The organism is Barnesiella sp. An22, assembly GCF_002159975.1.
In the GTDB taxonomy this organism is placed as follows: Bacteria; Bacteroidota; Bacteroidia; order Bacteroidales; family Barnesiellaceae; genus Barnesiella; species Barnesiella merdigallinarum.
In genome coordinates this window covers 183,719-199,216 of sequence record NZ_NFJR01000006.1, presented here as the reverse complement: position 1 = coordinate 199,216, position 15,498 = coordinate 183,719, and the positions used below count along the sequence as shown (strand labels likewise).

Here is a 15,498-nt window from a genome sequence, read left to right as displayed (position 1 = left end):
TGCGTCTTTTCTTGTCTTTGAACAAAAGCCGACGGCGGTTGTTTCGTCAAGTAGAATATTTTCACTACCTTTGGGGACAATAGAATAAGAGAAACGTCTATATATTGTCTGGCAAACTAACCCGATAAAACTATGCACAAGGCCGGTTTTGTAAACATTGTAGGAAATCCCAACGTAGGCAAGTCTACGCTGATGAATTCGCTGGTGGGCGAGCGCATCTCGATCATTACGTCGAAGGCGCAGACTACGCGCCACCGCATCATGGGCATCGTGAATACCGACGACATGCAGATTGTCTATTCCGATACGCCGGGTGTACTCGTGCCCAACTACAAGCTGCAGGAGTCGATGCTCAACTTCTCGCAGTCGGCCCTGGTCGATGCCGACATTCTGCTCTATGTGACCGACGTAATAGAGACCCCCACCAAAAACCAGTCGTTCCTCGACAAGGTGGCCGAGGAGACGGTGCCCGTGCTGGTGGTCATCAACAAGATAGACTTGTTGCAAGGCGGGCAGGAGTCGCTCGAAAAGCTGGTAGAGGAGTGGAAACGCCTGTTGCCGAAGGCCGAGGTGATACCCGTTTCGGCACAATATAAGTTCAATCTCGACTATCTGCTCAAGCGCATTCAAGAGCTGTTGCCTCCCTCGCCGCCCTTCTTCGACAAGGACGCGCTCACTGACAAGCCGGCCCGATTCTTCGTGACCGAGATTATCCGCGAGAAGATATTGCTCACCTACGACAAGGAGATACCCTATGCCTGCGAGGTGGCTGTCGAGCAGTTCAAGGAGGAAGAGGGGCGCATACACATCATGGCGGTGATCTATGTCGAGCGCGATTCGCAGAAAGGCATCATCATCGGCAAGGGCGGCTCGGCCCTGAAAAAGGTGGGCATGCTGGCCCGCAAGGATATAGAGGCATTCTTCGACAAGAAGGTCTACCTCGAGCTCTACGTCAAGGTCGAGAAAGACTGGCGGAGCCGCGAGAATAAACTGAAAGGATTTGGATACATACCCGAGTAAAACCCAAGGCTGTGACAGCCGTAAAAAAGAAAGAGAAATTATGGGAAATATAGTAGCAATCGTAGGACGCCCCAACGTAGGGAAATCGACCCTGTTTAACCGCTTGACGCAAACCCGCAAGGCCATTGTCAACGAAGAGGCCGGTACGACACGCGACCGCCAGTATGGCAAAGTCGAGTGGTGCGGGCAGGAGTTCTCCATTATCGATACCGGTGGTTGGGTAGTCAATTCGGAAGATATTTTTGAAGAAGAAATCAACAAGCAGGTGGCGCTGGCTATCGAAGAGGCCGATGTCATCCTGTTCATGGTCGACGTGAGAACCGGAGCCGTAGACCTCGACGACCACGTGGCCGCCATCTTGCGCCGTTCGTCCAAGCCGGTGATTCTGGTAGCCAACAAAGCCGACTCGAACGACTGGCAATACAACGCCGCCGAGTTCTATTCGTTCGGTTTGGGCGACCCCTTCTGTGTGTCGGCCGCCAGCGGTTCGGGCACGGGCGACCTGCTCGACGAGATTCTGAAACGCTTCACCAAGAAGTCGGAGCCCGAAATCGAAGAGAATATACCCCGCTTTGCCGTCGTGGGACGTCCCAATGCCGGCAAGTCGTCCATTATCAATGCCTTCATCGGCGAGGAACGCTACATCGTGACCGACATCGCCGGTACCACGCGCGACTCCATCTATACCCGTTACGACAAGTTCGGGTTCGACTTCTATCTGGTCGATACCGCCGGTATCCGCAAGAAGGGCAAGGTGACCGAAGACCTCGAATACTATTCGGTAATCCGCTCGATACGGGCCATCGAGGCCTCCGACGTCTGCATCCTCATGATCGATGCCACCCGCGGCATCGAGGGGCAAGACCTCAATATCTTCTCCCTCATACAGAAAAACAAGAAGGGGCTGGTGGTCTGCGTCAACAAGTGGGATTTGGTCGAAGACAAGTCGAACAAGGCGATACAGACCTTCGAGAATGCCATACGGGCGCGCCTCGCTCCGTTTGTCGACTTCCCCATCGTCTACGCTTCGGCCCTGACCAAGCAGCGCATCTTCAAGGTGCTCGAGAGCGCCGTGCAGGTCTACAAGAACCGCCAGCGCAAGATACCCACCTCGAAACTCAACGAGGTGATGCTCAGCGCCATTGAGAACTATCCGCCCCCTGCATACAAGGGTAAGTATGTGAAGATAAAATATGTGACCATGTTGCGCGAGACCTATGTGCCCACATTCGTCTTCTTCTGCAACCTGCCCCAGTGGGTGAAGGAGCCCTACAAGCGCTACCTCGAGAACAAGATTCGCGAGACGTGGAACTTCAGCGGAACCCCCATCAACATCTTCATGCGCGAGAAATAACGAAACAAGCGATACCTTATCGTTCACTGGCCCCGGAGTTTTTTACAAGATTCCGGGGCTATTTGTTTCAAGGCTGGCGAAAGTTCGTTACATTTGTAGGACGCTCGCCCGATGAGGGGCCGGGTACAACCTTTTAAGCCTTACGATAGAGATGATGACACAACCTCCCTTTCTGATTTCCGGCGACGGACTCGCCATTGTTTCGCCGGCCAGTATCATTAACCCCGATTATGTAAAAGGTGCCGTCGAGCGGCTCGAGTCCTGGCCGCTGGGTGTGTCGGTATCGCTGCACTGTCTGGGAGAGTCGGGGGTCTACTCGGGTACCGTCGACGAGCGTACCGACGACTTTCGCAACGCCCTGCATACCCCCGAGGTGAAAGCCATCTTGTGCAGCCGCGGCGGTTACGGCACCGTGCATCTGCTCGACCGTCTGGCCGACGATGTGGCCCGTAATCCCAAGTGGATAATCGGTTTCAGCGATATTTCGGCGCTGCATGCCCTGTGTGTGAGCCGGGGCATCATGTCGCTGCATGCGCCCATGTGCAAGCACCTCACGGCCGAACCGGCCGACGACCGTTGCACGCAGTATCTGCGGCAGATTCTTTTCGGGCAGATACCCGAGTATCACGAGAAGCCTCACCCGTTGAACCGGCAGGGCGAAGGCCGCGGTATGCTGGTAGGCGGCAATCTGGCGGTACTGTGCGGACTGATAGGGACCCCTTACGATATATTCCGGCCCGGCTCGGTGCTCTTTATCGAGGATATTGCCGAGGCCCCCTACAAGATCGAGCGCATGCTCTACCAGTTGAAACTGGCCGGACGGCTGGCTTCGCTCTCGGGGCTGATTGTAGGCCGCTTCACCGAGTATACCGAGAACGAGGGGCTGGGCGGTACGCTCTACGAACTCATCTATCGCCTGGTCGAGGAGTATGACTACCCCGTTTGTTTCGACTTCCCCGTGGGGCATGTCTCCGACAATCTGCCTCTCATCGAGGGGGCCGAGGTGCTCTTCTCGGTCGGTAAAGAGTCGGTCGACCTCGCTTTTTGTATAAAATAGGCGGGATATTTGCGAGTTTTTGTCAGAATGCGTACTTTTGAGCAAGATGAAAACGCTAAACCGCCAACTGATATATTTATTTCTGATTATAGGACTGATGGCCTGTTCGGCAAAATCGGGGAGCAGCAGTGAGACTCAGGCGACCGATACCGTGTCGGTCGAGGTTCCCGTGTTCGATGCCGACAGCGCTTATGCCTATGTAGAACGTCAGGTCGAGTTCGGATACCGGGTGCCCAATACGCCGGCACATCGTGCTACGGCCGACTATCTGGCTGCCGAGCTGGCCCGTCACGGAGCCACGGTCGAGGTGCAGGAGGGCACCGTCACCGCCTACGACGGCAGCGAGCTGGCCATCCGCAACATCATCGGGTCGTTCTCGCCCGAGAAGAAAAACCGCATACTCCTTTTTGCACACTGGGATACCCGCCCCTATGCCGATAACGATGCCGACAAGAGCAAGCATCGCCAGCCCATTGCCGGTGCCGACGACGGTGCGAGCGGGGTGGGCGTGTTGCTCGAGATAGCCCGACAGGTGGGGCAGAAGCTCCCCGATGCGGGGGTCGACATTGCCTTCTTCGATGCCGAGGACTACGGAGCCCCCTATTGGAGCACGTCGAACGACGAGGATACCTGGGCCCTGGGTACACAATACTGGACCCGCCGTCCGCACAAGCCCGGCTACCGGGCCCGGTTCGGCATTCTGCTCGACATGGTGGGTGGCTCGGGTGCCCGCTTCTGCCGCGAGATGTTTTCGGAGTATTACGCCTCGGGTATCGTGAAGCAGGTGTGGGAGACGGCCCGTCGTCTGGGATACGGCGACTATTTCGTAGATGAGAAGGGAGGCTATGTGACCGACGACCATGTGTATGTGAACCGTTACGGCATACCCAGTGTCGACATCATCGCCTGCTCGCGCGAGACGGTTACGGGGTTCCCGCCCTACTGGCACACCGTAGACGACACGATGAAGAATATCGACCCCGCCACGCTGAAGGCGGTGGGGCAAACCGTACTGACGGTCATTTATGAAGAGTGATTGATAAAACTAAACTACTTATATGAAAAGTATCGACGAAATACAAGACGAGATTATAGACGAGTTTTCGGTCTTCGACGACTGGATGGATAAATACGCCTTACTCATCGACCTGGGCAACAGCCTGCCCCCGATCGAGGAGAAATACAAAACCAACGAGAATCTGATTGAAGGCTGTCAAAGCCGGGTGTGGCTGCAAGCCGACTACCGCGACGGCCGCATCTGGTTCGAGGCCGAGAGCGATGCCATCATCGTGAAGGGCATCGTGTCGCTGCTGGTGCGGGTGCTTTCGGGCCGTACCCCCGACGAGATTCTCAACGCCGACCTCTACTTTATCGATCGGATAGGGCTCACCGAGCACCTGTCGCCCACCCGCTCCAACGGGTTGGTGGCCATGGTCAAGCAGATGCGCATGTATGCCTTGGCCTTCAAAGTGAAAAACAACTAAATCATTTAATACTTAAAATCTAACATTATGTTTAAAGGACATCCTAAGGGTTTGATAGCTGCGGCACTCTCCAACATGGGCGAACGCTTCGGCTATTACATTATGAATGCCGTGCTGGTACTGTTTCTATGCTCCAAATTCGGTTTGAGCGAAGAGACTTCGGGTACCATATATTCATTCTTCTATGCCGGTATCTATCTGTTGGCGTTGGTAGGCGGTATCATTGCCGACCGTACGCAAAACTACAAAGGTACCATCAAGACCGGTTTGATTATCATGGCTGCAGGCTATGTGTTGCTGTCGATTCCTATCCTGGCTACCAGCGGAAACGTGGCATGGTTGCTCCCGCTCACCTGTTTCTCGCTCTTCCTCATTGCCTTCGGTAACGGTCTGTTCAAGGGTAACCTGCAGGCCATCGTGGGCCAGCTCTACGACGATTTCGAGGCCGAAGCTGCCAAGCAGGGCCCCGAAGCCTTGAAGGAGGCCAAGAGCAAACGCGACAGCGGATTCCAGATATTCTATGTGTTTATCAACGTGGGTGGCCTCATTGCCCCGTTTGTGGCTCCGTTGCTTCGCGAGTGGTGGCTGGGTGTGAACGGGATGGCCTACAATGCCCAGTTGCCGGCCCTGTGCCACCAGTTTATCAACAACGGTGCCCAGATGAGCCAGTCTGCTCTCGATAACCTCAATGCCCTGATGACGGCTGCCGGCGGCAACGTGACCGATCTGGCCAGCGCCTGCCAGAACTACCTCCAGATTTTCAACGAGGGTATCCACTACTCGTTCATCGCTTCGGTGGTAGCCATGCTCATCTCGCTGGTTATTTTTGTGGCCTACCAGCGTCGGTTCCCCACTCCGGGTAAGAAGACCAAAGTCGAGTCGCAATCCTATACCGCCGAAGAGAAGCGGGCCATGGCCAAGGAGATTCGCCAGCGTATGGCCGCTCTGTTTGCCGTGCTGGGTGTGGTTATCTTCTTTTGGTTCTCGTTCCACCAGAACGGTATGTCGCTCTCGTTCTTCGCTCGCGACTTCGTAGATTCGAGTGCCGTGGCCCCCGAAATCTGGCAAGCCATCAACCCCTTCTTTGTGATTACGCTCACCCCTATTGTCATGGCGCTGTTTGCCTGGTTGGCTCGCCGGGGTAAGGCTATCTCTACGCCCCGCAAGATTGCCATCGGTATGTTCATTGCCGGGTTGGCCTTCCTCTTCCTGGCCATCTTCTCGGCCATGAAAGGCTATCCTTCGGCCGACGACTTCAAGCTCCTCCCCGTGGCCGAGCAAATGGCTCGCAAGGCCCACTGGTGGGTACTGATTGTGACCTATTTCTTCCTGACGGTCGCCGAATTGTTTATTTCTCCGTTGGGGCTGTCGTTCGTTTCGAAGGTGGCCCCCAAGCACCTGTTGGGTCTCTGCCAGGGCCTCTGGCTGGGAGCCACTGCCGCAGGTAACCTGCTGTTGTGGGTAGGTCCGCTCATGTACAACGCCTGGCCCATCTGGCAATGCTGGACGGTATTCCTGGTGGTATGTCTCATTTCGATGGGCGTAATGCTGGGTATGCTCCGGTGGTTGGAGCGGGTGGCCGAATAGTGCGCCTGTTTACGTTTGACACCTTATAAGGCAAGGCTCTCGGGAAAGTGCTCCCGGGGGCCTTGTTGTTTCATAGCTCTTTTCGCAACCGGAATTTCAGAGGCGAGAGCCCCGTCTTCTTGACGAAGAATTTGCCGAATACCGACTGGTCCGAGAAGCCCAATTGCGAGGCAATCTCCTTGATGTCGAGGTCGGTACATACCAGCATGCGGCGTGCGTCGGCACAGAGCAACTCCGAGATGAGGAATCGCACGGTGTTGCCGGTCGTCTGCTTGACTATTCGCGAGAGGTAGGTGGTCGAGATGTGCAGCTCGTCGACATAGAAGCCGATGTCGTGGTGCTGCCTGTAATGGGCTGTCAACAGTTTGCGGAACTTGCGGAATATCTCGCCCGAGCGTTTTACGTAGACCGGCATGTGGCGGTTGCTCTGGCAGAAGGTATCGGCCGTTTGCAACAGCAGCAGGCAGCACAGGTGGCTGATGATGCCGTGGGTGTAGATTTTGAAACCCCGCAGGTCGCTCGAGAAGAGGTCGAAGGTCTGCCGCAGATAGCGACTTTTCTCGGGTTTCAACGACACGATGGGGAGGTGGTCGACCTGGATGAACTCGGCCAGTTGGCTGTATAGCAGCTGGCTGCCGGGCAGGCTGTCGAAGTATTCGGGCACGAGGCAGATGCAGGTAAAGGTGAAGTCGGGGCTTGCATGGTGCAGGGTGGCTGCCAGGCTGGGCGAGAGTACAATCGGATCTTCGCCCTTAATCGTGTAGTCCTGGTGCATGTCGGTGAGCAAAGCTGTTCCACTTTCGACGAAAACGAAAAAGAAGCCTTTGCCGATGGTTGCCCGGTCGTGGGGTGAGAGCCCTTGCCTGTGGGCGAAAGCTCCGATTTGCGGTATCTTGCGAAGCAGGTCGAGTAGCAAAATGTCCATGAGCCGAATTTTTTACCAAAGGTAAGAACTGTTTCGTTTTTAACCAAAGTTGTTTATTCTTTTATGAGCACACATTGCGGAAATAGGGCGAACTTTGCACCGTTTTTTTAAGGTATTACACATTATGATGAATGTTTATTCGTTGAGGCGTTGCTTTTTGTTTGTTGTTTCGCTGTTTATCAACGCCTTGGGTATCGACTTTATTACAAAAGCCTTGTTGGGGACTTCGCCTATTACCGGTGTCAATTCATGTATTGAGTCTGTTTACGCCGCTCACGATGGGGCAATGGACGATTATTGTCAATATCCTGTTCATGCTGTTTGAGTTGCCGTTCATGACGCACGAGTCGTTCAAGGAAGATTTGCGTCCCTACCTGCTGCAGATACCTATTTCGCTCAGTTTCGGTATCTTTATCGACTGGGGTATGAACATGTTGTTTTGGGTAGCCCCCGTCAATTTTGTGCAGCAGATTGTTTATCTGCTTATTGGCTGTTGTGTGTTGGCCATGGGTATTGCCCTCGAGATGAAGGTGAATGTGGCTATGACGGCCGGCGAGTTTTTTGTGAAGGTGATAGCCCAGCGGTTGAAGCATCCCTTTGGTTTCGTGAAACTGGGATTCGACGTGACGCTGGTGCTGATAGCTTGCATCATGTCGTATCTCTTCTCGTCGACGGTTACCGGCGTAGGGCTGGGTACGGTGGTTTCGGCCTTGCTTGTGGGCCCTATTGTACATATGGTGAGCCCCTTCTACCGTGTGCTCGACCGGTGGTTGCTTTCGCCCGCAGCATAAACGAGTTCCGTAATCAGAAAATGGAGAGTTGCCGCTCGAGCAACTGAAACGATAGCCTGTGGTAAGGCGAAGGCCCGTATTGAGCAATGGCTGCTCGATGAGCTTTGGTGGGATACCCCTTGTTCGATTTCCAGTCGTACATGGGGTATTTTTCGTGCAGTTCGTTCATGTAGTCGTCGCGGTAGGTCTTGGCCAGAATCGAGGCGGCGGCGATGGCCTCGTATTTGCCGTCGCCCTTCACCACGCAGGTGTGGGCAATGCCGGGATAGGGTTTGAAGCGGTTGCCGTCGATGAGCAGATGCTGGGGGGTGACCCGCAGCTGCTCGATGGCCCGGTGCATGGCCAGGAACGAGGCGTTGAGAATGTTGATGCGGTCAATCTCCTGCGGGGTGACAATCCCCACAGCCCAAGCCAGGGCCGCCTCTTCGATGAGGGGGCGCAGGGCATAGCGCTGTTTCTCGGTCAGTTTTTTCGAGTCGTTGAGCAGTTCGTTGCGGAAGTCGGGTGGCAGCACCACGGCTGCGGCATAGACCGCCCCGGCCAGACAGCCGCGACCCGCCTCGTCGCAGCCGGCTTCGACCACTCCGCTGTTCATGTAGGGCAGCAACATATTCTCCCGGTTATTTCCCTAATTGACGGATAGCCCCGGTCTGGGGATAGAAGGTGGCGCAGGTGGGGTTCTTCTTGTCGGTGAAGAGCGACGGGTCGAGCCCGAAGATAACGCCGAACTGGGCCACCGGCACTTCGCCTTTGAACAGGGCTTTTTTGCCGTCGGTGAGAGTCACCTCGGCCTTGCCGGGAATGGCGTAGGGCACGGCATTCTTGGGCATCTTTTTCACCTCGCCCTTGTTGTCGACGGGGAGTTGTCCCTCCTCGGTAATTTGCAGGTTGAGGTATATGGGGGCGCCGCTCAGGTTATTGGAGTCGACTATGCCATAGAGGTCGGAGATGCGGAACACCACCTCGTTGGTTGCCTCAGCTACGGGGATATAGTCGATGTGCTTGACCACCGTTTCGGTTTGGGTCGTACCCATGAAGAGGGCGGTGAGGGCAGCCTCCTGCTCGTCGAGCTGTTGGATGACGAGTTTGAACGATTCGCCGTCGGCCGGCAGCTCGTCCACCTCGCCGGTAACCAGGTTCAGGCGGCTTTCGCGTATGCGGTAGAGCTGCTTGGCAGCCACCTCGGCCATCTTGGCGGTCGAGGCCGACATGAGCAGCTCTTCGGAGTATACCTTGGCATAGTCGTGGTTATCGAGGGGCGACTTCTTTTTGGCTTTAGGTTCGATGGGGACAATCGTGTCGACCACAGGTTCGGTGTTGATCGAGAGCAACAGGCCGTTTTCGTCGAGTACGATGTAGCCGTCGCTACCCGACTTGAACTGCATGAGGTATTGCTCCTCGGGGTCGGGCACTCCGTAGGGGTTGACCTTGACCGAAGTGAGGCTCCACGATTCGGAGTCCTGGGTGATGGCACCCGGTATGCCCAGATATTTCTCGGCATACTGATAGTAGGGGCCTGCCTTGCGGATGGTCTTTGTGGCTACGACCTCGAGGTCGAGGTGAGTTTGCGGCAAAGAGAATATGAGTCCGTACTCGTTATGTTTGTCGGCGGTGAGTCTTTTCGTCTCCTGAGCCAATCCTATGCTGGTCGTGAAGAGCAGGCAGAGGGATAAGAGGGCGTATTTCATAGAGCTTTGTATTGTTTTGCTGTTGGTTTACATTCGGGAGAACTCGGAGTCGGGAGCCGTACATAGGCTTTTTCCCCTCGCCGGGTTATTCTATCTTTTACAAAGATAGCGAATGTTTTGAAATTTATTGCATTCGCTCCGTTTTTATCTGTTTGAAGGCTTGTCCCAGACGGGCCACGATGTCGCCGGCTGTGACGAACTCTTCGCCCTCCTGTCGGGCGGCAATGTCGCCGGCCGTACCATGAACGAATACTCCGATGATAGCCGCCTCTTCGGGGGAATAGCCTTGGGCCAGCAGAGAGCCGATGATGCCGGTAAGCACGTCGCCGCTGCCGGCGGTAGCCATGCCGGGGTTGCCCGTGGAGTTGAAGTAGATTGAGCCGTCGGGCATGGCTATGGCCGTATGGGCCCCTTTCAGCACCACGATAATATCGTATTTGACAGCTACATGAGTGGCACATTTCAGCCGGTCGGCATCGCTGGTTTGCGGGCCGAACATGCGCTCCAGTTCAATGACATGCGGGGTGAGTATGGTGCGGGAGGGCAGCGATTGCAGAATGCTCGGGTCCTGAGCAATGCAGTTCAGCGCGTCGGCATCGAGCACGAGGGGTTGCTTCACCTCCTGAAGCAGATGCTTGAGAGCCGCTATCGAGGTGGCGTTGCACCCCATGCCCGGGCCTGCGGCCAGCGCCGTGTAACGCCGGTTCGAGGGAATCTCTTCGATATGCTCTTCGCCTTTGTCGGGCGAGAAGAGCGCTTCGGGTACAGCTGTTTGCAGAATGAGGTTGGCGCAGCGAGGCGCGTGGACCGATACCAGACCGGCCCCGCTGTGCAGGGCAGCCCGGGCGGCGAGAACCGAAGCTCCCACCATGCCGTATTGTCCGGCGGCAAGCAGCAGGTGGCCGTAGTCGTGCTTGTCGGTGTATTTGGCCCGAGTATGCAGGTGGCGGACTACATCGATGGCCGTAGTGAGGTAGTAGTCGGTGGCCGTCTCGGCGATAGCCCGGGGGTGCAGACCGATGTCGAGCACCTTGACCCGACCGGTAAACTGGGTATTCTCGGCAAAGAAGAAAGCCAGTTTAGGAGTCTGGAGGGTAAGGGTGAGGTCGGCTTTGACCACACGGTCGGGCGAGGCGTCGGGATTCCATTCGCCGAAGAGGCCCGAGGGGATGTCGATGGAGATGACAAAGGCCTCGGACTCGTTGATATATCGGGCCAGCGAGGTAAATCCGCCCGAAAGCGGGTCGTGCAGTCCGGCCCCGAACAGGCCGTCGATGATGACATCGCCTCGTTGTATTTCGGGCGGAGTAAACTGGTTGGTGATTTCGTAGAACTGGGTGATGCCGGTAGCCCTCAATCGGTCGCAGTTGCGCGCGCAGTCGGTCGACAGGCGATGGCTGGGCATGGTATTGAACAGATAGACGGCCGGTTGATAGCCCAATCCCAGCAGCAGGCGAGCCGTAGCCAGTGCATCGCCCCCGTTGTTGCCGGGGCCGGCAAAGATATAGAGGCGGCGGTCGGGCGATACGGTTTTACTGATCTCTTCGGTGAGAGCTTCGGCTGCCCGCTCCATCAGGTCGATCGAGTCGATAGGCTCGTATTCTAAAGTAAGTTGGTCGAGCAACTTGGTCGATTGGGTCGTAAATAGTTTCATGTCGTACAGGTTTTACCCTCGGCTACAGGGCCGGGAGGAGTCTTACAAAGATAGTGAAAGGTGAGAGCAGAGACAAAAAGAAAACGAAGTTTTCGTTTTTGATTTATGCCGAACTGCATCTTATCATCTATAAAGAGAGCGAAAGTCGAAAGAGGAAGAGCTAGTTTGCTTGATTTTTTATATTGAAGCATATTCTGTCTACTTCGAAAACATGCGAAAAAAACGGGCTAAGAAATATTTTGGCAGGTCAAGAGGCGATGCAAACGGTAATTCTGCAAAAATATAGTGTGTCGTTATCGGAGTTTTTGCGATTTATTATAACTTTGTGCAACATTCAGAATAACACCAATGGACACAAAGATTCAGATTAAGGACCGTTTTTTCACGCCCTATATTTCGAAAGAAAAGATTGCCGAGGCTGTGGCTCGTGTCGCTTCGCAGATGAACGAAGACCTGGCCGGAAAGAACCCCCTCTTTTTATGCGTATTGAACGGTGCATTTGTTTTTGCCGCCGATCTGTTTCGCGAAATCAAGGTCGATTCCGAGATTTCGTTTATCCGCATGAAATCGTACGAGGGCATGCACTCGACGGGCGAAGTAAAACAAATCTATGGTTTGCAACAAGATATTACCGACCGCACGGTAGTGGTGGTCGAGGATATTGTCGATACGGGTTTCACCATCCAGCAGCTGCTCAAGCAGCTTTATGCCCACAATCCCAAAGAGGTGAAGGTGGCCACGCTGCTGTTCAAGCCCGAGTCGCTCAAGTGCGATGTAAAGCCCGACTATGTGGCGCTCGAGATTCCCCCCGCCTTTATCGTGGGTTATGGCCTCGACTATGACGAGCAGGGGCGTAATCTGAAAGATATTTATGTCGTTGTCGAAGATTGAACAAACACAAGGTTGAATAGGATAATATTAAGGTAAAATGTTGAATGTAGTTATTTTTGGCGCTCCGGGTTCGGGTAAAGGAACTCAGAGCGAGAATCTTATCAAGGAGTATGGTCTGTTCCATATTTCTACGGGTGATGTATTGCGCGAGCAGATTGCCAAAGGTACCGAACTGGGCAAGACAGCCGATTCGTATATTTCGAAAGGTCAGCTTATTCCCGACGAGTTGATGGTCGATATTCTGGCTCATGTACTCGACTCGCACGAAGAGGCCAAGAAGGGCGTCATCTTCGACGGTTTTCCCCGTACCATTGCACAGGCCGAGGCTTTGAACCGCATGTTGGCCGAGCGTCAGGCTCAGGTAGATGTGGTGCTGGGTCTCGAGGTCGAGGAGCAGGAGCTGATCGACCGTCTGCTGAAACGCGGACAGGTATCGGGCCGCAGCGACGACAACCTGGAGACTATCCAGAAACGTCTCGATGTCTACCACAACCAGACCAGACCGCTCAAGGACTTCTATCAGAAAGAGAAGAAATATCGTGCTATCCCCGGCATGGGCAGCATCGACGATATTTTCGAGAGCATCAAGAAAGAGATAGCCAGCTTGTAAACTGCATGCAAGCCGGCAGAAAGGAGTGCTCCCGGACGGGGTGCTCCTTTTTTTTGTGTCTGGTGTTGCCTCAATTGCCCGTGCAGGGAAGAGTCGATAGAGAAGAAGAGGGTGCCCTCAAGTCGATGACTTGACAAGGCACCCTCTTTTGCAAGTGGCGTGTTTGGAAAATTATTTGACCACTTTGAATGTTTTGACAGTTCCACCAGAAGTTACCCGAATGAGGTAGAGGCCTTGGGCAGCAGGTTGGAACGAAACCGAACCTTGAGCCCCGTCGATGCGATCGACAAGGTTGCCCGTAGCGTTGAAGAGCTCGACCGTACAGTTGCTCAGCTCGCCCAATACCACCTGCAGCATGCCGGCATTTTGGGCTACGAAGCAGGCATTGCCTTCGAGTTGTTCGATACCCGACTGAACCTTGCCGGAGTAGTGGAGCACGATTTTCTGATTTTGGTCGCCGTCGGCATTTTCGACAATACCGGCCGGGATAGTCACATAATACTCTTCGCCGCTTTCCAGAACAATGGGTTGAACGCCCTCTTGATACTCATCGGCCGGGAATACATTTACCGTTTTTCCGCTGGCATAGGCCATCCAGCCACCTTCGTTCACGACCGGTTCGCCATAGAGCTCTTGGCCTTTTACGACGGTTACCTCGGGGTATTGTTGCACGAGCGAGATGTTGTCGGCAAAGGTAATTTCGAGTGTGCCGAGGGTCTCGAGCTCCGAATCGTTGGCAGGGAGCACACTCTCGTAAGCCAAGACTCCGGTAGCCGACTCGACGATGTGGTCGAACTGGTAGCCCCACTCGCTGTCCTCATAGTCGGCTTTGCAGCCTTTGGGAACATACACGGTTACCTGTGAGGCTTCAAGGTTGCCAAAGGGGTGGTCGTAACCCTCGTAATAGTTCAGTACGGGAGGGGTGGCACCCAGGCAGAATACTTCGGTGAGAGCGGTGCTGCCGTTGAAGGCGTAGGCCTCGATGTCGCGGATGCTTGCGGGAATCGTTATCGATTTCAGAGCGGTACACTGGGCAAAGGTCCCTTCATACACGGCAGTCATGTTTTCGGGAAGAACTAGTGTGGTCAGTTGCGTCAAGGCAAAAGCCTGGTTACCCATCAGTACGAGCGATGCGGGGAAGTTGATTTCGGACAGGGCCGACTCGGAGAAGGCGTTGTCGTCGAAGGCACGCATACCATCGGGCACAACTATTTTCTGTACGTTTGAGTGCGCAAATGCACCTTCGCCCACACCCAGACAGCCGTCGGCAATGGTGTATTCGGTAGCTTCGGCTTTTGTCGGATAGGCCATGAGCACTTTACCGTCGGCCGAGTACAATACCCCGTTTATGGCTTGGCATACGGTGTTGCCGGCCTCTACTTCGAAGGCTGTTACTCCCGTGTAGGAGAAGGCCGCGTCGCCAATCTCGGTTACGCCGGCCGGGATGGTTACCGAAGCGAGCGACGAGTCATCGAGGAAAGCATATTCTCCTATCGACTTGAGGCTGGCGGGGAGGTTTATTTCGGTCAGTTTGCTGCACTCTCTGAAGGCACCTTCGCTCAGCACTTCTACTCCTTCGTCCAGAGTTACCCGGGCCAGGTTGGGGCAGAGCTGGAAGGCATTGTTGCCAATCGTCTTGCAGCTGCCGGGAATCTCAATCTCGGTAATGGCCGTCTTGTAGAAGGCTCCACTGCCTATCGAGGTGAAGTCACCGGCAAAGGTGATAGTGGTCAGTCCCTGGTCATTGAAGAAACAACTTTGCGGAATCTCGGTCACTCCGGCCGGAATAGCCAGCGAGCTCAGTTTGCTGTTCGAAGCCAGGGCATAGGCTCCCAGTGTGGTGAGGTTTTGCGACAGTACCACCTCTTCCAGATCGTAGTTGTAGTAGATGGCGTTGTTTTTCAGAGCCGTTACCGTATTGGGCATTTCGATTTTGCGAATGTCCGACAACCACTGGAAGGCATACTCTTCGAGCGAAGTCACGGTGTAGTCTTTCCCTTCGTAAGCGACCGATTCGGGAATGATAACTTCGGTCATCGGGGTTTCGTCCGATCCATACGTCTCGTTAAATCCCGACACGCCTACCGTATTCTCGCCGGTAACGGTGTATTGGATTCGATTTACCTCAAATGTTGTAGCATCTGCGGCTTTGGACTGGAACGGGCAAAGAGCTGTAATGAGAGCAAAAAAAGTAAGAAATCTCTTCATAGTTATACCTGTTTTAGTTAATACGACTGCAAAGGTATATGTTTCCATAATATATGGAAATATATACATAAAATCTTTATTAAAAAGAGTTATTGTGAATTTTTATTTATTTTTCTTATCGGTAGATTTTACTTGAAATCTCGATAAGGGACTATCGCTGTACAAATCGGTATTCCTATTTAAAAAAGATAAAGTGTCTGAAACCCGATGGGGTTTGACTTTTTGTTTC

General features: G+C 54.2%; 14 protein-coding genes. 9 read left to right on the top strand and 5 right to left on the bottom strand.

Annotated features, from left to right (window positions below; all coding sequences use genetic code 11):
* Positions 1-132: 132 nt before the first annotated feature.
* The 6 genes from era to B5F38_RS08170 all read left to right on the top strand — a co-directional run bounded on the left by era (position 133) and on the right by B5F38_RS08170 (position 6,502).
* Positions 133-1,020, top strand: a complete 888-nt coding sequence (era, locus tag B5F38_RS08195) for a GTPase Era (protein ID WP_087408802.1) — start codon at positions 133-135, stop codon at positions 1,018-1,020.
* Between the two features lie 40 nt (positions 1,021-1,060).
* The gene (gene der, locus B5F38_RS08190; RefSeq protein WP_087408801.1) at positions 1,061-2,374 is read left to right on the top strand and encodes a ribosome biogenesis GTPase Der; all 1,314 of its coding nucleotides are present in this window, start codon (positions 1,061-1,063) and stop codon (positions 2,372-2,374) included.
* 151 nt (positions 2,375-2,525) lie between these two features.
* A complete protein-coding gene (locus B5F38_RS08185) occupies positions 2,526-3,431 on the top strand; it encodes an LD-carboxypeptidase (RefSeq protein WP_087408800.1) in 906 nt (301 codons plus the stop codon).
* A gap of 46 nt (positions 3,432-3,477) precedes the next feature.
* Positions 3,478-4,467, top strand: a complete 990-nt coding sequence (locus B5F38_RS08180; RefSeq protein ID WP_087408829.1) for a M28 family peptidase — start codon at positions 3,478-3,480, stop codon at positions 4,465-4,467.
* Positions 4,468-4,489: 22 nt separating this feature from the next.
* A complete protein-coding gene (locus tag B5F38_RS08175; protein ID WP_087408799.1) occupies positions 4,490-4,915 on the top strand; it encodes a SufE family protein in 426 nt (141 codons plus the stop codon).
* Between the two features lie 27 nt (positions 4,916-4,942).
* On the top strand, positions 4,943-6,502 hold the full coding sequence (locus B5F38_RS08170) for a peptide MFS transporter (RefSeq protein ID WP_087408798.1): 1,560 nt from the start codon (positions 4,943-4,945) through the stop codon (positions 6,500-6,502).
* A 70-nt stretch (positions 6,503-6,572) separates the two neighbouring features.
* Here B5F38_RS08170 and B5F38_RS08165 read toward each other — a convergent pair whose 3' ends face one another.
* A complete protein-coding gene (locus tag B5F38_RS08165; protein WP_087408797.1) occupies positions 6,573-7,427 on the bottom strand; it encodes an AraC family transcriptional regulator in 855 nt (284 codons plus the stop codon).
* 239 nt (positions 7,428-7,666) lie between these two features.
* On the opposite strand from B5F38_RS08165, the gene B5F38_RS08160 reads away from it, so the two are divergent.
* On the top strand, positions 7,667-8,218 hold the full coding sequence (locus tag B5F38_RS08160; protein ID WP_087408796.1) for a DUF6198 family protein: 552 nt from the start codon (positions 7,667-7,669) through the stop codon (positions 8,216-8,218).
* Between the two features lie 13 nt (positions 8,219-8,231).
* Here the strand turns inward: B5F38_RS08160 and B5F38_RS08155 are convergent, their stop codons facing one another.
* The 3 genes from B5F38_RS08155 to B5F38_RS08145 form a co-directional block, all read right to left on the bottom strand.
* Positions 8,232-8,828 carry a ribonuclease HII gene (locus tag B5F38_RS08155; protein WP_087408795.1) on the bottom strand — a complete coding sequence of 199 codons (597 nt, stop codon included), beginning with the start codon at positions 8,826-8,828 and terminating at the stop codon, positions 8,232-8,234.
* 10 nt (positions 8,829-8,838) lie between these two features.
* Entirely contained in the window at positions 8,839-9,906 is a 1,068-nt protein-coding gene (locus B5F38_RS08150) for a DUF4831 family protein (protein ID WP_087408794.1), read from the bottom strand.
* A gap of 124 nt (positions 9,907-10,030) precedes the next feature.
* Positions 10,031-11,560 (bottom strand): NAD(P)H-hydrate dehydratase, encoded by a 1,530-nt coding sequence (locus tag B5F38_RS08145; RefSeq protein ID WP_087408793.1) that lies wholly within the window; start codon positions 11,558-11,560, stop codon positions 10,031-10,033.
* Between the two features lie 348 nt (positions 11,561-11,908).
* Here B5F38_RS08145 and hpt point away from each other — a divergent pair, with 348 nt between their 5' ends.
* Positions 11,909-12,451, top strand: coding sequence for a hypoxanthine phosphoribosyltransferase (hpt, locus tag B5F38_RS08140; RefSeq protein ID WP_087408792.1), 543 nt, complete (start codon positions 11,909-11,911; stop codon positions 12,449-12,451).
* Between the two features lie 37 nt (positions 12,452-12,488).
* Positions 12,489-13,061, top strand: a complete 573-nt coding sequence (locus B5F38_RS08135; protein WP_087408791.1) for an adenylate kinase — start codon at positions 12,489-12,491, stop codon at positions 13,059-13,061.
* Between the two features lie 171 nt (positions 13,062-13,232).
* Here the strand turns inward: B5F38_RS08135 and B5F38_RS08130 are convergent, their stop codons facing one another.
* Complete coding sequence (locus B5F38_RS08130; protein WP_158096860.1) at positions 13,233-15,269, bottom strand: leucine-rich repeat domain-containing protein; 2,037 nt, start codon at positions 15,267-15,269, stop codon at positions 13,233-13,235.
* Between the last annotated feature and the right edge of the window lie 229 nt (positions 15,270-15,498).